Origin of the sequence: Nocardioides sp. P86 (genome assembly GCF_023712465.1) — a bacterium.
Taxonomy (GTDB): domain Bacteria; phylum Actinomycetota; class Actinomycetes; order Propionibacteriales; family Nocardioidaceae; genus Nocardioides; species Nocardioides kribbensis.
In genome coordinates this window covers 1,464,590-1,488,303 of sequence record NZ_JAMAYE010000001.1, presented here as the reverse complement: position 1 = coordinate 1,488,303, position 23,714 = coordinate 1,464,590, and the positions used below count along the sequence as shown (strand labels likewise).

Genomic DNA, 23,714 nt, shown 5'->3' with positions numbered 1-23,714 from the left:
GCCGCAGAAGACAGGGGAGCACGACCGGCCACCGGTGGCGTGCTGAGAGTGCGGACGACGAGTCGCGTCGTACCGCAGACCCTCCGAACCTGCTCCGGCTAGCACCGGCGAAGGGAGGCCACATGAGGCGTGCGCGCGCACTCACCGTCCTGACCACCGCGGTGGTCCTCGGCCTCACCACGGCCTGCTCGCTGGTCGGCAGCGGCGACGACGACCCGACCGCCGCCGACACGGGCGGTGCGGGCTCCTCCACCGGCGCCGGCGGCACCGAGGGGGCCACCGGCGACGGCAGCGAGGTCGTGCTGGTCACCCACGAGTCGTTCGTCCTGCCCCAGAAGGTCGAGCGGGCCTTCGAGCAGCAGTCGGGCTACGACCTCGTGGTCCGCGCCTCCGGTGACGCCGGCAGCCTCACCAACAAGCTGGTCCTGACCAAGGACTCCCCGACCGGCGACGTGGCCTTCGGTGTCGACAACACCTTCGCCTCCCGCGCGCTGGAGGAGGGCGTCTTCGCCCCCTACGCCTTCGACGCCCCCGCCGGGGTCTCCGACTACGCCGTGCCCGGCGACGACGAGCAGGCCCTGACCGCCGTCGACAACGGCAACGTGTGCGTCAACGTCGACGAGACGTGGTTCGCCGAGCGCGACCTCGAGCCGCCGGCCTCGCTCGACGACCTCACCGACCCCGCCTACCGCGACCTGCTCGTCGTGCCCGGAGCCACGACCAGCTCCCCGGGCCTGGCCTTCCTGCTGGCCACGATCGCGGAGTACGGCGAGGACTGGCCCGACTACTGGGCCGACCTCATGGACAACGGCGCCAAGCTCGTCGACGGCTGGTCGGACGCCTACCAGACCGACTTCACCCAGGGCGGCGGCTCCGGCGACCGCCCGGTCGTGGTCTCCTACGACTCCTCCCCGGCCTTCACCCTCGCCGACGACGGCACCTCGACCACCCGGGCGCTGCTCGACACCTGCTTCCAGCAGGTCGAGTACGTCGGGGTCCTGGCGGGCGCGGAGAACGTGGCCGGGGCCGAGGCGCTGGTGCGCTTCATGACCGGGCCGGAGGTGCAGGCCGCGCTGCCGGAGTCGATGTACGTCTTCCCGGTCGTCGAGGGCACCGAGCTGCCGGCCGACTGGGCGCAGCACGCCGAGCGCCCCACCGACCCCTACGAGGTCGACCCCGCCGAGATCGCCACCGAGCGCGCCACGTGGCTGCAGGAGTGGACGGACGTCGTCACCCGGTGAGGCGTGGGCTGACCCTGGTGGCGCTCGCGGCGCTGCCGGTGGCGGTGCTGGCGGTCTTCTTCGTGCTGCCGGTGAGCGGCATGCTCGCGCGGGGCTTCGTCGTCGACGGCGTTGTCGACCCGGGCGCCGTGCTCGAGGTGCTGGGCCGCGAGCGGGTGCACCGGGTGCTGTGGTTCACCGTCTGGTCGGCGACGGTGGCCACGGCGCTGTCGGTGCTGCTGGGCCTGCCGGCCGCCTTCGCCCTGCACCGTCTCGACTTCCCGCTGCGCCGGGTGGTGCGGGCCGCGCTGCTCGTGCCCTTCGTGCTGCCCACCGTGGTCGTCGGCATCGGCTTCCGCCAGCTGCTGGGCGAGGCGGGCCCGCTGGCCTTCCTCGGCCTCGACGGCAGCCCGGTGGCGATCGTGGCGGGCCTGGTCTTCTTCAACGTCGCCGTGGTCATCCGCGGCGTGGGCGCGGCGTGGGAGTCGCTCGACCCGCGCCCGGGCGAGGCGGCCGCGGCGCTGGGTGCGAGCCCGCTGCAGGTGCTGCGCACCGTGACGCTGCCGGCGCTGCGCCCGGCGATCGTGTCGTCGGCCAGCGTGGTCTTCCTCTTCTGCGCCACCGCCTTCGGCGTCGTGCTGACCCTGGGCGGGCTCCGCTACTCCTCGGTGGAGACTGAGATCTACCTGCTCACCACCAACCTGCTCGACCTCCAGGCGGCCGCGGCCCTGTCGATCCTCCAGCTCGTGGCGGTCACCGCGCTGCTGCTGGTGGCCGCGCGGCTGCGGGCGGTGCCCGACCCGACGCTGGCGCGCGTCGTGCCCCGCCCGCGCCGCCCCCGCCGCGGCGACCTCCCCCAGCTGGGCGCCACCGCGCTGCTGCTCGTGGTGGTCGCCGCGCCCGTGGCGGTGCTGGTGAGCGGCTCGCTGCGCGTCGACGACGCCTGGAGCCTGGGCAACTACCGCGCCCTGCGCACCCCCGGCGAGGGCGGCGCCCTGCTGGTGCCGGTGACCGACGCGCTGCTCACCTCGCTGCGCACCGCGGTCGACGCGACCTGGATGTCGCTGACCCTGGGCCTGCTGGTGGCCGTCGTGGTCACACGGGGCTCCCGCGGGCGGGCCGAGCGGCGGGTGCGTGCGGCCCTCGACGGCTTCTTCATGCTGCCCCTGGGCGTCTCGGCGGTGACGCTCGGCTTCGGCTTCCTCATCACCCTCGACTCCCCGCCGCTCGACCTGCGCGACTCCCCGCTGCTGGTGCCGGTGGCCCAGGCGCTGGTGGCGCTGCCGCTGGTGGTGCGCACGATCGCCCCCGTGCTCGGCGGCGTCGACGACCGGCAGCGCCAGGCGGCCGCCTCGCTGGGCGCCGGGGCCTGGCGCACCGTGCTCACCGTCGACCTGCCGGTGGTGTGGCGCCCCCTGCTGGCCGCCGCCGGCTTCGCCTTCGCGGTGTCGCTGGGGGAGTTCGGGGCCACGTCCTTCCTCGCGCGCGAGGAGTCCCCGACCCTGCCGGTGGTCATCTACCGCCTCATCGGCAGCCCCGGGGCCATGAACTACGGCATGGCCCTGGCCGCCTCCGTGGTGCTGGCCGCGGCCACGGCCGGTGTGATGCTGGCCGTCGAGCGGCTGCGCGTGCCGTCGCTGGGGGCCCTGTGACCGGCCCTGTGACCGGCCCTGTGACCGGCCCCGTGACCAGCCCTGTGACCGGCCCGACGACAGGAGGAGCGCGATGCTCGCGCTGAGCGACGTCTCGGTGTCCTACGACGGCCGCCCGGCCGTGAGCGGGGTCGACCTCGACCTCCCCGACGGGCAGGTGCTCGCCGTGCTGGGACCCTCGGGGTGCGGCAAGTCGACGCTGCTGCGCGCGGTGGCCGGCCTCGAGCCCGCGACGGGCCGGATCGCGTGGGACGGCGACGACCTGGCCCGCGTGCCGACCCACAGGCGGGGCTTCGCGCTGATGTTCCAGGACGGGCAGCTCTTCGGCCACCTCACCGTCGGGCGCAACGTCGGCTACGCCCTGCGCCTGCGGCGCCGCTCGCGCTCCGGGGCCCGCGAGGAGGCCCGCCGCGTCGAGGAGCTGCTCGAGCTGGTCGGGCTCACCGGCTACGCCGACCGGCTGCCCGGCACGCTGTCGGGCGGGGAGCGCCAGCGGGTGGCGCTGGCCCGCTCGCTGGCCGTCGAGCCCCGGCTGCTGCTGCTCGACGAGCCGCTCTCGGCCCTCGACGCCGGGCTGCGCGAGCGGCTGGCCGTGGAGCTGCGCGACATCCTGCGCCGCGCCGGCACGACCGCGCTGATGGTGACCCATGACCACGAGGAGGCCTTCACCGTGGCCGACCGGCTCGCGGTGATGCGGGCGGGGCGCCTGGTGCAGCACGGCGACATCGGGGAGGTGTGGCGCCACCCCGTCGACGAGGCCACCGCCCTCTTCCTGGGCTACGCCCGCGTCCTGCACGGCCCCGCGGCCGACTGGGTGCTGGCGGCGGCCGGTCGGCCCGTCGCCGCGGGCGCGGCCACGGCGGTCGCCGTACGCCGCTCCGCGCTGCAGCTGGCCGCCCCCGCGCAGCCGGGCGCGCAGGCCGGTGCGCAGGAGGGCGCGCTGGCGGCGACGGTGCGCTCGCTGCGGGGCACGCCGGAGCAGCTGCGGCTGGTCCTCGACGTCGACGGGGTGGGCGAGGTCGACGCCGTGGCGGGCCTCGACCACCGTGTGGCGCCGGGCGACCGGGTGGGCGTCGTGGTGGACGCCACGCGGCTCGCGGTGCTCCCCGGGGCGCGCGGAGGGGGCGAAGCGTAGGGACAGTCCTTACACTGACCTGCGTGTATCGCCGCGCCTACGTCCTCCTCGTGGTCACCGCGATCGGGATGGGCCTGTGGGCCGTCATCACCGCCGCCGTGCTCGACCAGGGCCTCGTCGACCCCGAGGGCAGCTTCCTCGGCCCGTCGTGGCTGCGCCTGCCGCTGCTGCTGCTCGGCGCGCTGCTGCTCGACCTGCTGCCACGCACGCTGTGGTACTCCAAGGGCCGCCCGACGCTGATGCCGGCGATCGTGCGCGAGCGCCTGCGCTCGCACTGGAACAAGGAGCGCCTGACGCTGGTCGCGCTCGGCATCATCTGCTTCTACGTCGTCTACGTCTGCTACCGCAACATCAAGTCCTACCTCCCGCTCGTCTCCGACCGGATGTACGACCGCGAGCTGCACCTGCTCGACCGCGCGCTCTTCTTCGGCAACGACCCCGCGATCGTGCTGCACGACCTGCTCGGCACCACCGTCGCCGCCCACCTGCTCAGCTACATCTACCTGTGGTTCCTGCCGCTGGTGCCGCTGGCGGTCACGGCCTGGCTGGTGTGGTCGCGCAACATGTCCTACGGCTACTGGTTCGTCACCTCGCAGTGCGTGGCCTGGACCCTCGGCACGATCTCCTACTACGCCCTGCCCACCCTGGGCCCGGGCCTGGAGTACGTCGCGATCTACCAGCCGCTGGCCGACACGCCGACGACGTCGCTGATGGAGTCGTTGGTCTACACCCGGCAGAGCTACATGATCCCGGGCCTGGAGGGCCAGGTGCAGTCGGTCGCCGGCTTCGCCAGCCTCCACACCGCCATCACGCTGCTGGTGGCCCTCATGGTGCAGTTCACGCTGCAGAACCGCATCCTGAAGGTCGTCTTCTGGGTCAACTTCGGCGTCACCGTCGTCGCCACCCTCTACTTCGGCTGGCACTACATCGCCGACGACATCGCCGGCATCATGATCGCGCTGGTCGCCTTCTACGTCGGCGGCCTGGCCAGCGGGCAGAAGTTCGACCGCTACCCGCTCCAGTCGCACCCGACGACCACCACCTCCAAGGTGCCGGTCTCCCGCGACTGAGCCCCCGCCCCGGCCGCGCCCGCCGGCGCGCCCGGGTCTCACCCGTGAGGGCGGCAGATCCGGCGTTTCCCTGGGCGCCCCGGTGACCCGCGAGTAGCGTCGGGGCATGTCAAGCGACACCGTGAGCGACACCGTCAGCACCACCGTCACCCCGTCGGCCGCCACCGAGGCCCCCGCCCCGGCCGCGGGCACGCCCGAGCCGGAGCGTCACCGCCCGGGCTACCGCCAGCCCGAGGTCGACGTGGCGGCGATGACCCGCCTGCTCGACGGCAAGTACGCCGAGGTGCGCCAGCTCGTGCGCGACAGCCTCGTCGACCACGCGCAGGTGCTGCGCGACGCCGAGACGATGACGCCCGACGAGTTCCGCGAGCGGGTCAAGGACGTCGTGGTCGAGATCGCCTCGACCGGCCAGAGCGGCCTCGGGTTCCCCGAGGAGTACGGCGGCGGCGGCGACGTCGGCGCCTCGGTGGCCGCCTTCGAGACCCTCGCGCTGGGCGACCTCTCGGTGCTGGTGAAGACCGGGGTGCAGTTCGGCCTCTTCGGCGGCGCGGTGCTCCAGCTCGGCACCAAGGAGCACCACGACCGCTACCTGCCCGACCTCATCGCCGGGCGGCTGCTGGGCTGCTTCGCGATGACCGAGACCGGCCACGGGTCCAACGTGCAGGCCCTCGGCACCGTCGCGACCTTCGACCTGGCCACCCAGGAGTTCGTGATCACCACGACCTCGGAGGAGGCCGGCAAGGACTACATCGGCAACGCCGCCGTCCACGGCACGGTGGCCGTGGTCTTCGCCCAGCTCGAGATCGGCGGTGAGTCGCAGGGCGTGCACGCCTTCGTGGTGCCGATCCGCGTCGACGGCGAGCCCGCACCGGGCGTGCGCATCGAGGACGACGGCCCCAAGATGGGCCTCGACGGGGTCGACAACGGCCGGCTGTGGTTCGACCACGTGCGGGTGCCGCGCACGAGCCTGCTCAACCGCTTCGCCGACGTCACGCCCGCCGGGGTCTACGAGAGCGCGATCGAAAGCCCCAACCGCCGCTTCTTCACCATGCTGGGCACCCTCATCCAGGGCCGCGTCTGCGTCGGCGGCGCCGGCATCAACGCCGCCAAGGTCGCGATCGCGATCGCGGTCAGGTACGGCGACCGGCGCCGCCAGTTCGAGGCCTCCGACCCCGAGCAGGAGGAGCTGCTGCTCGACTACGGCGTGCACCAGCGCCGGCTGCTGCCGCTGCTGGCCCGCACCTACGCGCTCCACTTCGCCCAGGAGGTCGTCGCCGCCGACCTGCACGCCGTGGCCACCGCCGCCGGCGGCGACGAGGTCGAGGCCGAGACGGCCAAGCGCGAGCTGGAGTCGCGTGCCGCCGGCACCAAGGCGCTCGTCACCTGGCACGCCACCCGCACCATCCAGGAGTGCCGTGAGGCCTGCGGCGGCGCGGGCTACCTCGCCGAGAACCGCTTCGCCGCGCTCAAGGCCGACACCGACGTCTTCACCACCTTCGAGGGCGACAACACCGTGCTCATGCAGCTGGTGGCCAAGGGCCTGCTCACCGGCTACGCCAGCGAGTTCGAGGACATGGACCAGTTCGGCATGGTGCGCTTCGTCGCGGGCCTCGCCGTCGAGACCGTCGTGGAGAAGACGGCCGTGCACAAGCTGGTGCAGCGGCTGCGCGACGTGCTGCCCGGCGGCGACGAGTGGGACCAGGAGGCCGGGCTGCTCGACCCCGAGTACCAGCTCGGCATGCTGCGCTTCCGCGAGGAGCACATGGTCAGCGGCGTCGCGCGGCGCCTCAAGCGCGGCATCGACGGCGGCATGAACGCCGGCCAGGTCTTCTCGCGCGTGCAGGACCACGTGATCGGCGCGGCCCACGCCCACATGGAGCGGCTCGTGCTCGAGGCCTTCGTGGCCAAGGTGCGCGCCCTGCCCGACGGCGACCAGAAGGTGGCCCTCAACCTGCTCTGCGACCTGCACGCGCTCTCGGTCATCGAGGCCGACCGGGCGTGGTTCATGGAGCACGGCCGGCTCTCGGTGCAGCGCTCCAAGGCGATCAGCCGCGAGGTCTCCTCGCTGTGCCGCAAGGTCCGCCCGATCGCGGTCGACCTCGTCGACGCCCTCGGCGTGCCCGAGGAGATGCTGCGCTCGCCGGGCCTGGTCGGCCCCGTCGGCACCCCGCGCGAGTCCTCGGTGCGCGCCGCCGCGGAGCGGGCCGGGGCCTGATGGCGCGCCCGCGCGGGCCGGCCCGCCTGGTCTCCGCCGTCGGCGGTGCGCTCGGCTCGGCGTACGTCGGGGCGCGTGCGGCCGGCGGGCAGGTCGCGCGCCTGCCCGGACGGGTCACCGGCGGCTGGGAGGGCGACCCGCTGTGGGGTGCGTTCTACGACTGGACCGTCGAGCACCCCGGCGTCGGCGGGCCGCTGTGGCGCCTGGGCCTGGGCACCGACCAGCAGCTGCTCTTCACCGCCGCCGAGGAGGTCGGCCACCTGCCCGACGGCGCCCGCGTGCTCGACGTGCCGTGCGGCGGCGGGGTGGCGCTGCGCTCGCTGCGCGCCGACCAGCAGGTGGAGGTGGTGGCCGTCGACATCGCCGAGGTGATGCTCGAGCGGACCCGTCGCGCCGCCCACGACCGCAAGGTCGACCACCTGGTCACCACGGTGGCCGCCGACGTGGCCGACCTGCCCTTCGACGACGCCTCCTTCGACCTCGTCGTCAGCCTCATGGGGCTGCACTGCTTCCCCGACCCCGCCGCGGCGGTGGCCGAGCTCGCGCGGGTGCTGCGGCCCGGCGGCGTGCTCAGCGCCAGCCTGCTGCTGCGCGGCACCGTGCCGGCGCTGTCGCCGGCCTGGCAGGTCGGCCGCGCCAGCGGGCTGCTCGGGCCGGGCTGCTCCAGCGTCGAGCTGCGCAGCTGGCTGGCCCGCGGCGACGTCCAGGACGTCACCCTCCAGGTCAGCGGCGCCGTGGCCTACGTGCGCGGCGTCCGCCGCCGCCCCTGACGCACCGCAGCCCCCGCCCGGGTGACCGGACGGGGGCTGCGGGAGGGCGTCGGCTCAGTGGCCGGTCTTCTTGAAGCGCTCGAAGGAGGCGTGGACCTCGGCCTCGGCCTCGGTGCGGCCGACCCACTCCGCGCCCTCGACGGACTTGCCGGGCTCGAGGTCCTTGTAGACCTCGAAGAAGTGCTGGATCTCGAGGCGGTCGAACTTCGAGACGTGGCTGATGTCGCGCAGGTGCTCCTGGCGCGGGTCGGTCGCCGGCACGCAGAGGACCTTGTCGTCGCCGCCGGCCTCGTCGGTCATGCGGAACATGCCGATCGCGCGGCACTTGATCAGGCAGCCCGGGAAGGTCGGCTCCTGGAGGATGACCAGCGCGTCGAGCGGGTCGCCGTCCATGCCGAGGGTGTCCTCGATGTAGCCGTAGTCGGCGGGGTACTGCGTGGAGGTGAAGAGGGTGCGGTCCAGGCGGATGCGCCCCGACTCGTGGTCGACCTCGTACTTGTTGCGCTGACCCTTGGGGATCTCCACGAGCACGTCGAACTCCAGCACAGTCAGCCTCCGCTTGTGTCGGCCCGTCGTGGGCCGGATGTCGGTGGGCCCTCGACCGGTCGGGTCGGGGGCCAGGTCCTCGGGCCCGACGTGGGCCCGGCGGCGATTGTCGCGCACAATGACCCGAAACGCTGCAGCGGGAAGGGGTTTCGGTGGGTCGACGTGACGCAGGCCACGCTCCGCGGCGGCGTGGCGGGCGTCTGCTGGCGGTGGTCCTCGTGCTCGCGCTCGGCGCCGGCGGGGCCGCGGCGTGGCGCACCGGCGTGCTCGACGACGCCGCCCGCGAGGTCGGCGACCGCCTCGCCGCGCTCACCGGCGACCCCGCGCCCGGACCCGACGACCCCTCCCGCGTCCCGCCGCCCGACGGCCTCGACCTCCCCGACCTCGACGAGCCGGCGCCCGTCGCCGCCGAGGCCGACCCGCGCGCCCTCGACCGTGCCGCCGTACGACGCACGCTCGCGGCCGCGCTCGGCGACCGCGACCTCGGGCGCCACGTGGTCGCCGCGGTGGCCGGCCTCGGCGACGGCGCCGCGGGGTCGGCGCCGGTGGGCCTGGTGGCCCGCGGGCGGACGCCGGCCGCCGTGCCCGCCTCCACCACCAAGCTGCTCACCGCCGTGGGCGCGCTCAGCGTGCTCGACCCCGCGACCACCTTCGAGACGAGGGTCGTGCGCCGCGGGTCGACGCTGACCCTCGTCGGCGGGGGAGACCCGTTCCTGGCCCGGACCCCGGCGGCGGCCGAGGGCGCGGCGTACCCCCGGCGGGCCGACGTGACCACGCTGGCGCGCCGCACGGCCGCGGCGCTGCGGGGCACGGGCGCCGGCCCGCTGCGCCTCACCTACGACGCCAGCCTCTTCACCGGCCCCGCGGTCAACCCGTCGTGGCCCGACGACTACGTGCCCGACGGGGTCGTGGCGCCGATCTCGGCGCTGTGGGTCGACGAGGGCCGTCCCGCCAGCGGCGTCGGCCGCGTGGCTGACCCGGCGCGCGAGGCCGCCGACGTCTTCGCGGCCGCGCTGCGGCAGGCCGGCGTGGCGGTGCAGGGCCGCCCGCGGCGCGCCCAGGCCGCCGTCGGTGCCGACCCGGTGGCCGAGGTGAGCAGCGCGCCGCTGCCCGAGATCGTCGACCAACTGCTCCAGGTCAGCGACAACGAGGCCACGGAGGTGCTGCTGCGCCACGTCGGCCTGGCCAGCGGCGGAGAGGGCAGCAGCACGGCCGGGGTGGCCGGCGTCGCCGAGGTGCTAGGCGACCTCGGCGTGCCGGTGCCGGTGCGCCAGCTCGACGGCAGCGGGCTGTCGCGGGAGAACCTCATCGCCCCCGAGACCCTGGTCGGCGTGCTGCGCGCGGTCGGCACCTCCGCCGAGGACTCCCCGCTGCGCGCCGTGCTCGGCGGCCTGCCGGTGGCCGGCTTCACCGGCTCGCTCGCGCTGCGCTTCGACGACGTGGCTCCGGACGCGGTCGGCGACGTGCGCGCCAAGACCGGCACCCTCACCGGGGTGAGCAGCCTGGCCGGTGTCGCGGTCGACCGCCGGGGCACGCCGCTGGTCTTCGCGCTCATGGCCGACCGGATCCGCGAGGTCGACACCCTCGACGCCCGGGCCGCCCTCGACCGCGCCGCGGCCGCCCTCGCGGCCTGCACCTGCTCGTGACCCGCGCCCGGGTCAGGGCGCCACGGATAGGTTCGGGGCCATGAGCACCCCCACGCCGGAGACCCCGGAGATCATCGACTGGGACCTCGCGGTCTCGCTGGGCTCGCGCCTGGCCGGCGACGGCCCCACGGTCGGGCGGGCCGAGGCGACGGCCGTCGTGGAGGAGCTGCGCGCCGGCGCCCACCGCTCCACCGGGCTGGTGCGCGACTTCACCGGGCTCGACGCCCCCGACGGCACCGCGCCGGTCCTCGTGGTCGACCGTGCCGGGTGGGTGCAGGCCAACGCCGACGGCTTCAAGGCGGTGCTGGCCCCGGTCGTGGCCAAGCTGGTGGAGAAGAAGCCCCCCTCGGGGCTCTCGCTGGCCCTGGGCTCGCGGATCACCGGTCTCGAGGTCGGCGGGCTGCTCGGCTTCCTCGGCGGCAAGGTGCTGGGCCAGTTCGACCCGTTCTTCGCCCCGTCGGGCCGGCTGCTGCTGGTCGCCCCCAACATCGTGCACGTCGAGCGGGAGCTGGGCGTCGACCCCACCGACTTCCGGCTCTGGGTCTGCCTGCACGAGGAGACCCACCGCGTGCAGTTCACCGCCGTCCCCTGGATGCGCGACCACCTCTTCTCCCTGGTCGGCCAGGTCGCCGACACCATGGACTCCTCCCGCATGCTCGACGACGGCCTCAAGCGGGTCAGCGAGGTGCTGCGCTCGCGCGGTCGCGACGGCGAGGGCGGCTCGCTGATGGACCTGGTGAGCAGCCCCGAGCAGAAGGAGCTGATGGACCGGGTCACCGGCGTCATGAGCCTGCTCGAGGGCCACGCCGACGTGGTCATGGACGGCGTCGGCCCCCCCGTCATCCCGAGCGTCGAGCACATCCGCGGCCGCTTCGACGAGCGCCGCAAGGGCGTCGGCGCCCTCGACCGCCTGCTGCGCCGCCTGCTCGGCCTCGACGCCAAGATGGCGCAGTACCGCGACGGCGCCGCCTTCGTGCGCACCGTCGTCGACCGGGTCGGCATGGAGCAGTTCAACGCCGTGTGGGCCGGCCCGCAGAACCTCCCGAGCAAGGCCGAGATCCACGACCCGTCCGCCTGGGTCGCCCGGGTCCTCTGAGACCGGCCGGGTCGAGCGCGATGCCCAGGCTGCACCCCGCGGTCGCCGCGGTCCGCCTCGCCGTACGCCGGGAGCTGGCCGACCTCCCGGCGGGCGCGACGGTGGTGGTGGCCTGCTCCGGCGGGCCCGACTCGCTCGCGCTGCTGGCCGCCACGGTGCACGAGTCGCGGGCGGGGGGCTGGCGCGTCGTCGGGGTCACGGTCGACCACGGCCTGCAGGAGGGCTCGGCCGAGCAGGCCGCCCGCGTGGTGGAGCAGATGGCCGCGCTGGGCGCCGACGAGACGGCGGGGGCGCGGGTGCAGGTCGTGCTCGACGGCGAGGGTCCCGAGGGAGCGGCGCGGCGGGCCCGCTACGCCGTGCTCGACCGGGTCGGCGCCCACTTCGACGCCGCCGCGGTGCTGCTCGGCCACACCCGCGACGACCAGGCCGAGACGGTGCTGCTGGGGCTGGCCCGCGGCTCCGGCGCCCGCTCCCTGGCCGGGATGCGCCGCCGCTTCGACCGCTACCGCCGCCCGCTGCTCGAGGTCGCCCGCGACGACACGGTCACCGCCTGCCAGGTCGAGGGCCTCGACGTCTGGGACGACCCGCACAACCACGACCCGGGCTACGCGCGGGTCCGGGTGCGCCGCGCCGTGCTGCCCGCCCTCGAGGAGCACCTGGGCCCCGGCGTGGCCGCGGCCCTGGCCCGCACGGCCGAGCAGCTGCGCGCCGACGCCGACCTGCTCGACGACCTCGCCGAGGTCGAGCACGCCCGGCTGGTCCGCCCCGACGGCGCCCTGCCGGTGGCCGAGCTCGCCGACCGGCCCGACGCCCTGCGCCGCCGCGTCCTGCGCCTGGCCGCCCTCGACGCCGGGGCCCCGGCCGCCGAGCTCCTCCACGAGCACGTGCGCGCCCTCGACGCGCTCGTCACCGACTGGCACGGCCAGCGCTGGATCGACCTCCCCGGGCCCCTGCGCGGCACCCGCGCCGACGGCCTGCTGCGGATCACGGTGCCCCCGGTGGCCTGAGCCGGCCCGGACCGGCCCGACCGGCCCGACCGGGACGGGCGGTCCAGACCGCTCGACGCCCGGGGGGCGGGGCGGGCCGAACGCCTCAGGTCGGCGACCCGGCGTGCCGATGGTCTGCGTGGCAGCCCCCCGGCCGCCCCCGGCCCACCCCGCCGGACCCGACCCCCTCGGGCCCCCGCCCGCCGCTCCCCCCGGAGACCCCCCGATGAAGATGCTCACGACCTCGCTCGTCGCCGCCGCCACCCTCGCCGCCACGGCCATGCTCGCTCCCGGCACCACGGCCACCGCGTCCAGCCTGGGCGTCGCCCCCCGGGTCGCCGGCACGGGCGGGGCGATGGTGCAGGGCGCGGTCGTCGACCAGCGCGGTCGCCACGTCGACGACGTCGAGGTGCGCGCCGTCGACCTGACCACCGGCGACGTCGTGGCCAGCGACCTGTCCTACGCCTCGCCCGACAACGACATCGAGCACGGCTACTTCGCCCTGCGGGTGCGCAGCGGCAGCTACGAGGTCACCTTCTCCAAGCCCGGCTACGACACGGAGACCGTCGTCGTCGACCGCGCCCGCCGCGAGAAGGCCGGCATCGGCGAGGTCGAGCTGACCAAGCGGCCGGTCGCCTCCGACACCGACGCCCGTGCCCCGCGCCGCGTCGAGCTCGGCGACAAGGTGCGCGTCAGCGTGCGCGTGAGCGCCGCCGGCGACCCCGCGACCCCCAGCGGCTCCGTGGTGCTCACCGCCGGTCGTCGCGTCGTCGAGCGCGGCCAGCTGCGCGACAACGGCACCGTCGTGCTCGACCTGGGTCGTCTCGGCCGGGGCGACTACACCTTCGTCGCCAGCTACGCCGGCAACGACCTGCTCAAGGGCTCCAGCTCCGCGCGGGTGCCGGTCGAGGTCTACAAGCCCCGCCGTCGCCACTGACCCGCCGTCGCCACCGACCCGCAGCGCCCCTAGGCTCTGCGCCATGGACTCTGCCCACGTGGAGAACGACCTCGTCAACGTGCTGTTCACCGAGGCCCAGATCCAGGAGCGGCTCGGTGAGCTCGCCGCCCGGATCGAGGACGACTACGCCGGCAAGGACCTGCTGATCGTCGGCATCCTGCGCGGTGCGGTGATGGTGATGGCCGACATGGCCCGCAGCTTCAGCCGCCACCTCGAGATGGACTGGATGGCGGTGTCGTCCTACGGCTCCGGCACCAAGTCGAGCGGCGTCGTGCGGATCCTCAAGGACCTCGACACCGACATCTCCGGGCGCCACGTGATCATCGTCGACGAGATCATCGACACCGGCCTGACCCTGTCGTGGCTGACCTCCAACCTCACCAGCCGCAACCCAGCGAGCGTGGAGATCTGCACCCTGCTGCGCAAGCCCGAGGCCCTGCAGATGCCCGTCGACGTCAAGTACGTCGGCTGGGACATCCCCAACGAGTTCGTCGTGGGCTACGGGCTGGACTACAAGGAGCAGTACCGCAACCTGCGCGACATCGGCACGCTCGCGCCGCACGTCTACTCCTGACCGCCGCCCCACCGGGCCCGGCCGGGCCGAGCGGGCCGACCCGGCACCGCGTCTCTCAGGCCCCTCTCAACCGAGCGCCTGAGAGACTGGACCACGCCTGCCACCTGTACCGTCGTGGGTTCAGCCGTGCACAAGACGAGAGAAGTCCGTGAAGCGCATTTTCAAGGGTCCCTGGTTGTGGATCGTCGTCGCCGTGGTGGGTGTCCTGCTCGCCCTGCAGTTCCTCGCGCCCAACAGCGGTGGCGACGAGATCGACGCCTCGACGATGAGCAAGTACATCGCCGACGGCGACGTCAAGGAGATCACCTTCGTCGGGGGTGACCAGCAGATCAAGGCCGTCCTCGACGACGGCGTGCGCGACGAGGGCTCCGAGGTCACCACCTACTGGATCAACGGCACCCAGCGCGACCTCGTCAACGCCGCGCAGGCGCAGTACCGCGCCGGCACGATCGACGACGTCAAGACCGAGATCTCGCGACCCAGCCTGCTCAGCTCGTTCCTCTTCTCCGTGCTGCCCATCGTGATCATCGTGATCATCTTCCTGTGGCTGCTCAACAGCATGCAGGGCGGCGGCGGCCGCGGCGTCATGCAGTTCGCCAAGTCCAAGGCCAAGCTGATCTCCAAGGACATGCCGAAGTCGACGTTCAACGACGTGGCCGGCTGCGAGGAGGCCATCGAGGAGCTCGGCGAGATCAAGGAGTTCCTCCAGGAGCCGGCGAAGTTCCAGGCCGTCGGGGCCAAGATCCCCAAGGGCGTGCTGCTCTACGGCCCTCCCGGCACCGGCAAGACCCTGCTGGCGCGCGCCGTGGCCGGCGAGGCCGGCGTGCCCTTCTACTCCATCTCCGGCTCCGACTTCGTCGAGATGTTCGTCGGTGTCGGCGCCTCCCGCGTGCGCGACCTGTTCGAGCAGGCCAAGGAGAACGCCCCGGCCATCGTCTTCATCGACGAGATCGACGCCGTGGGCCGTCACCGCGGCGCCGGCATGGGCGGCGGCCACGACGAGCGCGAGCAGACCCTCAACCAGCTGCTCGTCGAGATGGACGGCTTCGACGTGCGCGGCGGGGTCATCCTCATCGCCGCCACCAACCGCCCCGACGTGCTCGACCCCGCGCTGCTGCGCCCGGGCCGCTTCGACCGCCAGATCCAGGTCGACGCCCCCGACCTCTCGGGCCGCCACCAGATCCTCCAGGTGCACTCGCGCGGCAAGCCCATGTCGCCCGACATCGACCTGCTCTCCGTGGCGCGCCGCACCCCGGGCTTCACCGGCGCCGACCTGGCCAACGTGCTCAACGAGGCGGCGCTGCTCACCGCGCGCACCAACGACAAGCTGATCACCGACGCCGCCCTCGACGAGGCCATCGACCGCGTCATCGCCGGCCCGCAGCGCCGCACCCGCCTGATGAGCGAGAAGGAGAAGCTCATCACGGCCTACCACGAGGGCGGCCACGCCCTCGTCGCCGCGGCCCTGCCCGGCACCGACCCGGTGCACAAGATCACGATCCTCCCGCGCGGTCGCGCGCTGGGCTACACGATGGTGCTGCCCGACGAGGACAAGTACTCCCAGACCCGCTCGGAGATGCTCGACAAGCTGGCCTACATGCTCGGCGGGCGCGCCGCGGAGGAGATGATCTTCCACGACCCCACCACCGGCGCCGGCAACGACATCGAGAAGGCCACCAACCTCGCGCGGGCCATGGTCACCCAGTACGGCATGACCGACCGCCTCGGGGCCATCAAGCTCGGCGAGACCCAGGGCGAGCCGTTCCTGGGCCGCGACATGGGCCACTCGCGCAACTACTCCGAGGACGTCGCCGCGATCGTCGACGAGGAGACGAAGAACTTCCTCGCCGTCGCCCACCAGGAGGCCTTCGACATCCTCGAGGAGAACCGCGACGTGCTCGACGCCCTCGTGCTCGAGCTGCTCGACAAGGAGACCCTCGACAAGGCCGAGGTGGCCCGCGTCTTCGAGCCGCTGCGCCGCCGCCCGGTGCGCCCGGCCTGGACAGGCTCGCCCGACCGTCGCCCCTCCGACATCCCGGCCGTGGAGATCCCTCAGGCCATCCGCGACCGCGCCCGCAGCAACGGCGCCCCCGCCGACCAACCCGCCGGCGTCGTGCTGACCCCGCCCGGGGCCGGCGGCGACGTCCACGGCGACCCCGGCCTCGGCCCCGACGGCACCCCGCCGGCGCCTCCCACCCCGCCGAGCCCCGGCTCGCCCACGCAGCAGGGATGACCTCGTGACCGACCGCATCAGCGCCCCCGAGCGCGCCCCCGAGGACGTCCCCGCCTTCGACCACGAGCGCGCCGAGGCCGCCGTGCGCGAGCTGCTCTGCGCCATCGGCGAGGACCCCGACCGCGAGGGCCTGCGCGAGACCCCGGCCCGCGTCGCCCGCGCCTACGCCGAGCTCACCGCCGGCCTGCGGATGACCCCGCAGGAGGTGCTCTCGACCACCTTCGACCTCGGCCACGACGAGATGGTCCTCGTGCGCGACATCGAGCTGTGGTCGATGTGCGAGCACCACCTCGTGCCCTTCACCGGGGTCGCACACGTCGGCTACATCCCGGCCGCGAGCGGCAAGATCACGGGACTGTCCAAGCTGGCGCGTCTGGTCGACGTCTACTCCAAGCGCCCGCAGGTGCAGGAGCGGCTCACCACCCAGGTCGCCGACGCGCTCATGGACATCCTGGAGGCCCGCGGCGTCATCGTCGTGATCGAGGCCGAGCACCTGTGCATGACCATGCGCGGGGTCAGGAAGCACGGCGCGCGCACCATCACCTCCGCCGTGCGCGGCATCATGCACAGCGGCCCCACCCGCGCCGAGGCGATGGCGCTGATCCGCGGCACCCACTGACGTGACCGGCGACCGCCCGGGCGGCGCTCCGGCCCCGCCGGCCGCTCCGGCCCCGCAGACCACGCCGGGGGCGACCTCCCCGGCGGCCGCGTCGCTGCGGCTGCCGCTCGACCGGCCCCGCGTCATGGGCGTCGTCAACGTCACCCCCGACTCCTTCTCCGACGGCGGGCGCTACGTCGAGCCCGCGGCCGCCGTCGCCCACGGGCGCCGGCTGCTGGCCGACGGCGCCGACGTCCTCGACATCGGTGGGGAGTCGACCCGCCCCGGCGCGACCCGGCCGCTGGTGGCCGAGGAGCTGGCCCGGGTGGTGCCGGTGATCGCCGCGCTGGCCGCCGAGGGCGCCGTGGTCTCGGTCGACACCATGCGCGCCGAGGTCGCCGCGGCGGCGCTGGAGGCCGGCGCGGTGATCGTCAACGACGTCTCCGGCGGGCTGGCCGACCCCGAGATCCTGACCGTGACGGCGGCCGCGGGCGCGACGTACGTCGCGATGCACTGGCGTGCCCACGCCGACCACATGCGCGACTTCGCCGTCTACGACGGCCCCGGCGGGGTGGTGGCGGCGGTCTGCGAGGAGCTGGAGGAGCGGGTCGAGGCGATCCGCGCCGCCGGCGTGGCCGACGACCGGATCGTGCTCGACCCCGGGCTGGGCTTCGCCAAGCGCGGCGAGCACAACTGGGAGCTGCTGCGCGACCTCGACCCGGTGCTGGCGCTGGGCCACCCGGTGCTGGTGGGCGCGAGCCGCAAGTCCTTCCTGGGCGCCCTGCTGGCCGGCCCCGACGGCGCGCCGCGCGAGCCCGAGGGGCGCGAGCACGCCCACGCCGTGGTGCTCGCCCACCTCGCGGGGGCCGGTGCGTGGGGCGTGCGGGTCCACGACGTACGGTCGGCGCGCGACGCGCTGGCCGCGGCCCGGATGCTCCGGGCCCCCTCCGCGCAGCCCGACGACAGGAGTCCCGTATGAGCCCGCGCACGAGTGACGAGCTGGCCGTGCTCGGGGTGGAGTGCTGGGGCCACCACGGGGTCTTCGAGTTCGAGCGGCGCGAGGGCCAGACCTTCGTCATCGACCTCGTGCTGGGCCTCGACACCACCCCCGCGTCCGCCTCCGACGACTTGCACGACACCGTCGACTACGGGAGTCTCGTGGCCGACGTGAAGGCCGCCGTCGAGCGTGACCCGGTCGACCTGATCGAGACGCTCGCAGGACGCGTGGCCGACGTCTGCTTGAGGGATCACCGTGTTGAATGGGCGCGGGTGACGATCCACAAGCCGGATGCACCCATCGAGGCGACGTTCGCGGACGTCGCACTGACGATCACCCGAAGACGCGAGGACGCGACGTGACCGAAACCCCCAACCCGCACATCATCGACGCCGACACCCTCACCGGTGAGATGCGCCCGATCCGTCGCGCGGTGCTGGCCATCGGGTCCAACCTCGGGGAGCGCCTCGCGGCCCTCCAGGGCGCGGTCAACGCCATCGCCGACACCCCCGACGTGTGGGTCACCGGCGTCTCCCCGGTCTACGAGACCGAGCCCGTGGGCTGCCCCGAGGGGTCGGAGAAGTTCCTCAACGCCGTGGTGCTCATCGACACCACGCTGGCCGCCAACCGCCTCATGGACCGCGCGCTGGCCATCGAGGACGCCTTCGAGCGTGAGCGCACCGACGTGCCCAACTCCCCGCGCACCCTCGACGTCGACCTGGTCGTCGTCGGCGACCGTCGCAGCGACGAGCCGTCGCTGCGCCTGCCCCACCCGCGGGCCAAGGAGCGGGCCTTCGTGCTCAAGCCCTGGTTCGACCTCGAGCCCGACGCCACGCTGCCCGAGGCCGGCCCCATCGCCGAGCTGCTCACCGCGGTCGGCATGGACGGCGTCGCCCTGCGCGACGACCTCCACCTCGAGGTCGAGTGAGTCGTGGCCCCCGGGCCCGACCGCACCCCTGACCCCGGCGCCGGACCGGAGCGTCCCTCCGGTGACCCGGAGGACCCCCGGCGGCTGAGGCCGACCTCGCCGGCGGCGCTGACCGCGACGGGCGTGGTCGCCCTCGTCGTGGGCTGGCTGCTGCGTCCGGTCCTCGAGGCGGTCTCGGGCTCGGCGCCGCAGATGTCGTGGGCCCAGCCCGCCACGCTGCTGGTCGTGGCCGCGGCCGTGGCCTGGACGGCCTGGGCCACGTGGCGCGCGCTCCAGGTGCGCCACGAGCGCATGGAGGCCCACCGGGCCGTCAACCGCCTCGCGCTCGGGCGCGCGAGCGCCTACGTCGGCGCCCTGGTCGGCGGGCTCTACGCCGGCTACGCCGTCAGCTGGCTGGGGCTGCGCGCCGAGCTCGCCGAGGCCCGGGCGATCCGCTCGGCCGTCGCCGCACTGGCCGGGGTGGTCATCCTGGTCGCAGGGCTGGTCCTGGAGCGCGCGTGTCGCGTCCGTGGCGACGACCCGTCGCCCTAGTCTGGTCGCCATGACCTCCCCCTCGGCCCCGTCCGTCACACCCGCCACGGAGCCGAGCGCGGGACGCACCCCCTCGAGCAGCCCCACGAGCACCCCTAAGAGCACCCCCACGAGCGCCTCGACGAGCGTGTCGGCCTCGCGGCGACGCCAGCGCAGCACCCGCCTGACGGTTGCCACGCTGCTGCTCGTGGTCGCGGCCGTGGTCGTGCTCGCCGCGGCCCTGTCCGGCTCGTGGGTCGCCGGCGTCGTCGCCGGGGTGAGCGCGGTCCTGCTGGGCGCGGCCGCCACCCGCATCACCTACTCCGAGCTGCTCCAGTCGCGTCGTGACGCCAACCGCGACCGCGCCGAGCAGGCCCAGGCCTACCGCCGCATGGCCGAGGAGCGCTCGGTGGAGCACGCCGCCCACGTCGCCGCGCAGGTCGGCGACGTCCGCTCCGAGCTCGGGGCCCGCCTCGCCGAGCGCGAGACCGCCCTCTCCGAGCTCGAGGCCGAGCTGGCCAAGCTCCAGAAGCACGACGCCGAGACCACCCGCCGCCTGCTCGCCGAGACCAAGCGCGCCCAGGAGCTCGAGCGCGAGGGCGCCCTCACCGCCCGCAGCCTCGACGCCGCCGAGGAGCGCGCCGCCGAGGCGATCGTGCGGATGGCCGAGCTCGAGGCCGAGATCGACGTGCTGCGCGCCGAGGTCGAGACCGTCACCGCCGCCTGGCGCAGCGCCGAGGCCACCCGCCGCCGCCGCGCGTGAGCCCAGCCTCCCGGCCCGGGCGGCCCGCGGGCCCCGCGGGCGCCGCGTCGCTCCACGGGGTGGTCCACCGCGGCCGCGGCGTACGGCAGGATGGCTCCTCGTGATCCCCGAGGAGTCCCGGTTCGAAGAAGACCCCGTCGAGCTGGTCCCCGACCCTCCCGGTCTCCCGGTCGACTGGAGCGTCGACAGCCCCGACCCGGCCGACCGGGCCGACGTCGAGCGGCTCACGACCCTGCTGCGCGCCCACGAGCGCCACGGCCGCGGCTGGGCCGGCGCCAGCGTCGACGACGTGCTCGTCGAGGTCTCCGAGCGCGGACTGCGCACGCGGCAGAACGTCGTGGTGCGCGACGCCGACGGACTGATCCGCGCCTGGGGCAGCGTGCACGACCGCGCCGGCGGCCGGATGCTCTTCGTCCACGTCGTCGAGCGCGACCTGCCCGCCCGCACGGCCGACGCCTGCTCCGACGTGCTCGTCGAGTGGGCCGTGGGCCAGGCCCGTGCCGTCGGCGAGGCGCGCGGCCTCGAGGTGCAGCAGATCGACACCGGCGCCTTCGAGGGCGACGAGCGCCAGGCCCGCTGGCTCACCGAGGGCGGCTTCGCCAAGGTCCGCACCTGGTGGCAGATGAGCCGCCCGGTCACCGCCGAGGAGGCCTCGCTGGTGCCCGACCCCGCGCTGTGGGAGCGCAAGGGCGTGCGCTTCCGCCAGGTGCGACGCGCCGGCGGCGGCATGCCCGACGACGAGGACCTGCGCGACGTCCACGACGTCCTGGAGGAGGCCTTCCTCGACCACTTCAACTCGTGGGAGGAGACCTTCGACGAGTTCCTGCACCGGCTGCGCGAGGACCCCGGCCACCGCTGGGACCACTGGTGGCTGGCCGAGCTGCTCGACGGCGCCGACGACGGCGCCGCACCCCAGGCGGTCGGTGCGCTGGTCGGCACGGTCTCGGAGAGCGCCGACGGGCCCGACGGGTCCTACGTCTCCTACATCGGCGTGCGGGAGGCGGCGCGCGGCCGCGGGGTGGCCAAGGGCCTGCTGCGCACGATCATCGCCGACGCCGCCGGCCGCGACCGCGACCGCGTGGGCCTCGAGGTCGACGCCGACTCCTCCACCGGCGCCGACGGGCTCTACACCTCGATGGGCTGGGTGACGACGTACGTCACCGAGTCCTGGCACCGCGACGTGCCGGTGGCCCCCGCCGACGAGGCCTGAGGGCGCGGCCGGGGCCCGAAGGGCCCTGTCCGTGGGGACGGGGCGTGCCTCAGCCCAGCGAGGCGCGCAGGGCGCGGTGCACGCCGTTGGGCGTGAGCACGCCGACGAAGCGCGCGCCGTCCTTGACCCCGACCATGCCCTTGTCGTCGCGCAGCAGCACGGCCAGCGCCTCCTCCAGGGTGGCGCCGACGTCGACCGCCGCGCCCAGCTGACCGGCGCTGACACCGTCGAGGGGCTCGAGGTGGGCGGGGTCGATCGGGGTGACGGTGAGCCGGCGCAGCCCGCGGGTCGAGCCCACGAAGTCGGCCACGAAGTCGTCGGCGGGGCGGCCGAGGAGCTCCGCGGGGGTGGCGTACTGCGCCAGGCGGCCGCCGGTGGCGAAGACCGCGACGCGGTCGCCCATGCGCACGGCCTCGTCGATGTCGTGGGTGACCAGCACGACGGTCTTGCCCAGGTCGCGCTGCAGGCGCAGGAACTCGTCCTGGAGCCTGACCCGCACGACAGGGTCGACGGCGCCGAAGGGCTCGTCCATGAGCAGCACCGGCGGGTCGGCGGCCAGCGCGCGGGCCACGCCCACGCGCTGGCGCTGGCCGCCGGAGAGCTGGTGGGGGTAGCGGTCGCCGTAGGTCGACGGGTCGAGCCCGACGAGGTCCATGAGCTCCTCGGCGCGGCGGCGGGCGGTCGCCTTGGACTCGCCGTAGAGCAGCGGCACGGTCATCACGTTGGTGACGATGCGCTGGTGCGGGAAGAGGCCCACCTGCTGGATGACGTAGCCGATGCCGCGGCGCAGCTCGACGGGGTCGACGCCCGTGACGTCGGCGCCGTCGATCTCGATGCGCCCGGTGGTCGGCTCGATGAGCCGGTTGACCATCTTCAGCGTCGTCGACTTGCCGCAGCCCGACGGGCCGACCAGGCAGACCAGCTCGCCGCGTCCGACCTCGAGGTCGAGCTCGTGGACCGCCACGGTGCCGTCGGGGTAGGTCTTGCCCACGCCCGAGAGCCGGATCATCGGCTGGCTCGCGGGGGAGCCGGTAGGTTCCATGCGGTGACCCTACTCGTGCAGGCCGCGGCGCTGGTCGTGCCGACCGCCGACGCCGGGCCGTCCTGCTACAGCCGTCTGACCAACGAGTGGTTCTGCTGGCAGTACGTCACCGACCGGCAGTCCGAGATCGTCGACGCCACCGTGGAGCACGTGTGGATCACCGTGGCCGCCGTGCTGGCGGGCCTGCTGATCTCCTTCCCGCTGGCCGTGCTCGCCCGGCGCCTGCCCCGGCTGGAGTCGACCATCCTCGCGGTCTCGACCGGCATCTACACCGTGCCGTCGCTGGCCCTGCTCCCGCTGCTGGTGCCCTTCACGGGCCTGTCGCCCACGACGGTGGTCATCGGGCTGGCGCTCTACGCGCTGACCATCCTCGTGCGCGCCTTCCTCGAGGGGCTGCGCTCGGTGCCCGACGAGGTCCGTGAGTCGGCCACCGGCCTGGGCTACGGCCCGGGCCGCCTGCTGCTGCGCGTGGAGCTGCCGCTGGCGCTGCCGGTCGTCATGGCCGGGCTGCGCGTGGCCACCGTCTCCACGGTCGCGCTCACCACGGTCGGCTCCCTGGTCTCCTACGGCGGCCTGGGCAACCTCATCAAGGACGGCGTGCTGACCGACTTCCGCGCCGAGCTGCTCACCGCGGCGGTGCTGTGCGTCGTGCTCGCGATCGTCCTCGACGTGCTGCTCGTGGCGACCCAGCGGGTGCTGACGCCCTGGACCCGGGGGGTGCGGGCATGAGGGTGCTCCAGGACGCGTGGGCCTACCTCACGACCGCTGGGAGCTGGACCGGCGACGGCGGCATGCTCGAGCTGCTGCTCCAGCAGCTGCTCCTCACCGTCACCGCCCTCGGGCTGGCCGCCGCCCTCGGGCTCCCCGTGGCGCTGTGGCTGGGCCACCTGGGCCGGGGCGGCTTCCTGGCCATCAACATCTCCAACATCGGTCGGGCCGTGCCGACCTTCGCCCTCCTCGCGCTCCTCGTCACCGCCGACGCCTGGGGCTGGACCCAGGGCTGGTTCCCCGGGGTGCGCGAGGCGGGGCCCTACGGCCGCGCCGGCCTCGCGACGCTGGTCGCGCTGACCCTCTTCGCCCTGCCCCCGATCATCACCAACGCCTACGTCGCCGTGCCCGAGGTGCCCGCCGACGTGCGCCAGGCCGCCGACGGCATGGGCATGACGGGGCTGCAGAAGTTCCGCCGCGTCGAGCTGCCCCTGGCCACGCCGCTGGTGGTCTCCGGGCTGCGCCTGGCCCTGGTGCAGGTGTGGGCCACCGCCACCATCGCCGCGCTCGTGGCCGGGCCCGGGCTGGGCCGGGTCATCACCGACGGCTTCGTGCGCAACCAGTACGGCCAGGGCATCGCCGGCGCGGTGGTCGTGGCCGTGGTCGCGCTGCTGCTCGAGCTGGTCGCCGCCCTCGCGCAGCGCCTCGCCACCCCTCCCGGGTCGCCGGGTGCGCGTCCCACGGGTCGGCCTCGCCGGTCCGGGGGAGCCCCGGCGTCGGTCGCGGCGCCTACAGTCTCCTCCTAGCCGACGCCGTCGGCCCCTGACGCGGGTCCGCCCGCCGACCGGACACGCGCG

The 23,714-nt window shown here is 74.5% G+C and carries 23 protein-coding genes and 1 riboswitch; of the genes, 21 read left to right on the top strand and 2 right to left on the bottom strand.

The window, feature by feature from the left end; genetic code table 11:
* Window positions 1-2: 2 nt before the first annotated feature.
* Window positions 3-133: riboswitch (TPP riboswitch) on the top strand.
* From M3673_RS07050 to M3673_RS07025, 6 genes are all read left to right on the top strand, one after another.
* Window positions 123-1,241: a thiamine ABC transporter substrate binding subunit gene (locus M3673_RS07050; protein ID WP_251532678.1), complete on the top strand. Its 1,119-nt coding sequence runs from the start codon at window positions 123-125 to the stop codon at window positions 1,239-1,241. It overlaps the preceding riboswitch by 11 nt.
* Window positions 1,238-2,872, top strand: coding sequence for an iron ABC transporter permease (locus M3673_RS07045; RefSeq protein ID WP_251532677.1), 1,635 nt, complete (start codon window positions 1,238-1,240; stop codon window positions 2,870-2,872). Before M3673_RS07050 ends, M3673_RS07045 begins: the two co-directional genes overlap by 4 nt.
* Window positions 2,873-2,945: 73 nt before the next feature.
* Window positions 2,946-4,007 (top strand): ABC transporter ATP-binding protein, encoded by a 1,062-nt coding sequence (locus tag M3673_RS07040; RefSeq protein WP_251532676.1) that lies wholly within the window; start codon window positions 2,946-2,948, stop codon window positions 4,005-4,007.
* A 23-nt stretch (window positions 4,008-4,030) separates the two neighbouring features.
* On the top strand, window positions 4,031-5,077 hold the full coding sequence (locus M3673_RS07035; RefSeq protein WP_193661925.1) for a phosphatase PAP2 family protein: 1,047 nt from the start codon (window positions 4,031-4,033) through the stop codon (window positions 5,075-5,077).
* A 106-nt stretch (window positions 5,078-5,183) separates the two neighbouring features.
* Window positions 5,184-7,292, top strand: a complete 2,109-nt coding sequence (locus tag M3673_RS07030; protein ID WP_308196109.1) for an acyl-CoA dehydrogenase — start codon at window positions 5,184-5,186, stop codon at window positions 7,290-7,292.
* A complete protein-coding gene (locus M3673_RS07025) occupies window positions 7,292-8,062 on the top strand; it encodes a class I SAM-dependent methyltransferase (protein WP_251532675.1) in 771 nt (256 codons plus the stop codon). Before M3673_RS07030 ends, M3673_RS07025 begins: the two co-directional genes overlap by 1 nt.
* 54 nt (window positions 8,063-8,116) lie before the next feature.
* On the opposite strand, the gene M3673_RS07020 is transcribed toward M3673_RS07025, so the two are convergent.
* On the bottom strand, window positions 8,117-8,605 hold the full coding sequence (locus tag M3673_RS07020) for an inorganic diphosphatase (protein ID WP_193662119.1): 489 nt from the start codon (window positions 8,603-8,605) through the stop codon (window positions 8,117-8,119).
* Between the two features lie 212 nt (window positions 8,606-8,817).
* Between M3673_RS07020 and dacB the strand changes: the two genes are divergently transcribed.
* The 13 genes from dacB (at window position 8,818) to M3673_RS19595 (ending at window position 21,107) form a co-directional block, all read left to right on the top strand.
* On the top strand, window positions 8,818-10,254 hold the full coding sequence (gene dacB / locus M3673_RS07015; protein WP_251532674.1) for a D-alanyl-D-alanine carboxypeptidase/D-alanyl-D-alanine-endopeptidase: 1,437 nt from the start codon (window positions 8,818-8,820) through the stop codon (window positions 10,252-10,254).
* Between the two features lie 40 nt (window positions 10,255-10,294).
* Window positions 10,295-11,350: a zinc-dependent metalloprotease gene (locus M3673_RS07010; RefSeq protein WP_251532673.1), complete on the top strand. Its 1,056-nt coding sequence runs from the start codon at window positions 10,295-10,297 to the stop codon at window positions 11,348-11,350.
* A 20-nt stretch (window positions 11,351-11,370) separates the two neighbouring features.
* Window positions 11,371-12,357: a tRNA lysidine(34) synthetase TilS gene (gene tilS / locus M3673_RS07005; RefSeq protein WP_251532672.1), complete on the top strand. Its 987-nt coding sequence runs from the start codon at window positions 11,371-11,373 to the stop codon at window positions 12,355-12,357.
* Between the two features lie 205 nt (window positions 12,358-12,562).
* Entirely contained in the window at window positions 12,563-13,273 is a 711-nt protein-coding gene (locus M3673_RS07000) for an Ig-like domain-containing protein (RefSeq protein ID WP_251532671.1), read from the top strand.
* Window positions 13,274-13,316: 43 nt separating this feature from the next.
* Complete coding sequence (gene hpt / locus M3673_RS06995; protein ID WP_056864886.1) at window positions 13,317-13,868, top strand: hypoxanthine phosphoribosyltransferase; 552 nt, start codon at window positions 13,317-13,319, stop codon at window positions 13,866-13,868.
* Window positions 13,869-14,016: 148 nt separating this feature from the next.
* Entirely contained in the window at window positions 14,017-16,101 is a 2,085-nt protein-coding gene (gene ftsH / locus M3673_RS06990) for an ATP-dependent zinc metalloprotease FtsH (protein ID WP_193661932.1), read from the top strand.
* Between the two features lie 4 nt (window positions 16,102-16,105).
* Complete coding sequence (folE, locus tag M3673_RS06985; protein ID WP_374108182.1) at window positions 16,106-16,720, top strand: GTP cyclohydrolase I FolE; 615 nt, start codon at window positions 16,106-16,108, stop codon at window positions 16,718-16,720.
* 124 nt (window positions 16,721-16,844) lie between these two features.
* The gene (gene folP / locus M3673_RS06980) at window positions 16,845-17,678 is read left to right on the top strand and encodes a dihydropteroate synthase (RefSeq protein ID WP_251532795.1); all 834 of its coding nucleotides are present in this window, start codon (window positions 16,845-16,847) and stop codon (window positions 17,676-17,678) included.
* Complete coding sequence (gene folB / locus M3673_RS06975) at window positions 17,675-18,058, top strand: dihydroneopterin aldolase (protein WP_251532670.1); 384 nt, start codon at window positions 17,675-17,677, stop codon at window positions 18,056-18,058. Before folP ends, folB begins: the two co-directional genes overlap by 4 nt.
* On the top strand, window positions 18,055-18,624 hold the full coding sequence (folK, locus tag M3673_RS06970; RefSeq protein WP_193661933.1) for a 2-amino-4-hydroxy-6-hydroxymethyldihydropteridine diphosphokinase: 570 nt from the start codon (window positions 18,055-18,057) through the stop codon (window positions 18,622-18,624). The genes folB and folK overlap by 4 nt, the downstream gene beginning before the upstream one ends.
* Before the next feature lie 3 nt (window positions 18,625-18,627).
* Window positions 18,628-19,155, top strand: coding sequence for a DUF3180 domain-containing protein (locus M3673_RS06965; protein ID WP_251532669.1), 528 nt, complete (start codon window positions 18,628-18,630; stop codon window positions 19,153-19,155).
* A 10-nt stretch (window positions 19,156-19,165) separates the two neighbouring features.
* Window positions 19,166-19,897: a hypothetical protein gene (locus M3673_RS06960; protein WP_251532668.1), complete on the top strand. Its 732-nt coding sequence runs from the start codon at window positions 19,166-19,168 to the stop codon at window positions 19,895-19,897.
* Window positions 19,898-19,997: 100 nt separating this feature from the next.
* Window positions 19,998-21,107, top strand: a complete 1,110-nt coding sequence (locus tag M3673_RS19595) for a GNAT family N-acetyltransferase (protein WP_251532667.1) — start codon at window positions 19,998-20,000, stop codon at window positions 21,105-21,107.
* A gap of 49 nt (window positions 21,108-21,156) precedes the next feature.
* Here the strand turns inward: M3673_RS19595 and M3673_RS06950 are convergent, their stop codons facing one another.
* The gene (locus M3673_RS06950; protein ID WP_200919156.1) at window positions 21,157-22,149 is read right to left on the bottom strand and encodes an ABC transporter ATP-binding protein; all 993 of its coding nucleotides are present in this window, start codon (window positions 22,147-22,149) and stop codon (window positions 21,157-21,159) included.
* A gap of 3 nt (window positions 22,150-22,152) precedes the next feature.
* On the opposite strand from M3673_RS06950, the gene M3673_RS06945 reads away from it, so the two are divergent.
* Both M3673_RS06945 and M3673_RS06940 read left to right on the top strand, forming a co-directional pair.
* Window positions 22,153-22,878 carry an ABC transporter permease gene (locus tag M3673_RS06945; RefSeq protein ID WP_251532666.1) on the top strand — a complete coding sequence of 242 codons (726 nt, stop codon included), beginning with the start codon at window positions 22,153-22,155 and terminating at the stop codon, window positions 22,876-22,878.
* Window positions 22,875-23,663, top strand: a complete 789-nt coding sequence (locus M3673_RS06940; RefSeq protein WP_251532665.1) for an ABC transporter permease — start codon at window positions 22,875-22,877, stop codon at window positions 23,661-23,663. Before M3673_RS06945 ends, M3673_RS06940 begins: the two co-directional genes overlap by 4 nt.
* Window positions 23,664-23,714 lie beyond the last annotated feature (51 nt).

Coding starts and splice junctions, on each gene's coding strand:
- folB (WP_251532670.1), top strand. CDS start 17,675: ATGAGCCCGCGCACGAGTGACGAGCTGGCCGTGCTCGGGGTGGAGTGC.
- tilS (WP_251532672.1), top strand. CDS start 11,371: ATGCCCAGGCTGCACCCCGCGGTCGCCGCGGTCCGCCTCGCCGTACGC.
- M3673_RS06940 (WP_251532665.1), top strand. CDS start 22,875: ATGAGGGTGCTCCAGGACGCGTGGGCCTACCTCACGACCGCTGGGAGC.
- M3673_RS06960 (WP_251532668.1), top strand. CDS start 19,166: ATGACCTCCCCCTCGGCCCCGTCCGTCACACCCGCCACGGAGCCGAGC.
- M3673_RS07010 (WP_251532673.1), top strand. CDS start 10,295: ATGAGCACCCCCACGCCGGAGACCCCGGAGATCATCGACTGGGACCTC.
- hpt (WP_056864886.1), top strand. CDS start 13,317: ATGGACTCTGCCCACGTGGAGAACGACCTCGTCAACGTGCTGTTCACC.
- M3673_RS07025 (WP_251532675.1), top strand. CDS start 7,292: ATGGCGCGCCCGCGCGGGCCGGCCCGCCTGGTCTCCGCCGTCGGCGGT.
- folP (WP_251532795.1), top strand. CDS start 16,845: ATGGGCGTCGTCAACGTCACCCCCGACTCCTTCTCCGACGGCGGGCGC.
- M3673_RS07040 (WP_251532676.1), top strand. CDS start 2,946: ATGCTCGCGCTGAGCGACGTCTCGGTGTCCTACGACGGCCGCCCGGCC.
- M3673_RS06950 (WP_200919156.1), bottom strand. CDS start 22,149: ATGGAACCTACCGGCTCCCCCGCGAGCCAGCCGATGATCCGGCTCTCG.
- M3673_RS07000 (WP_251532671.1), top strand. CDS start 12,563: ATGAAGATGCTCACGACCTCGCTCGTCGCCGCCGCCACCCTCGCCGCC.
- M3673_RS07030 (WP_308196109.1), top strand. CDS start 5,184: ATGTCAAGCGACACCGTGAGCGACACCGTCAGCACCACCGTCACCCCG.
- M3673_RS07050 (WP_251532678.1), top strand. CDS start 123: ATGAGGCGTGCGCGCGCACTCACCGTCCTGACCACCGCGGTGGTCCTC.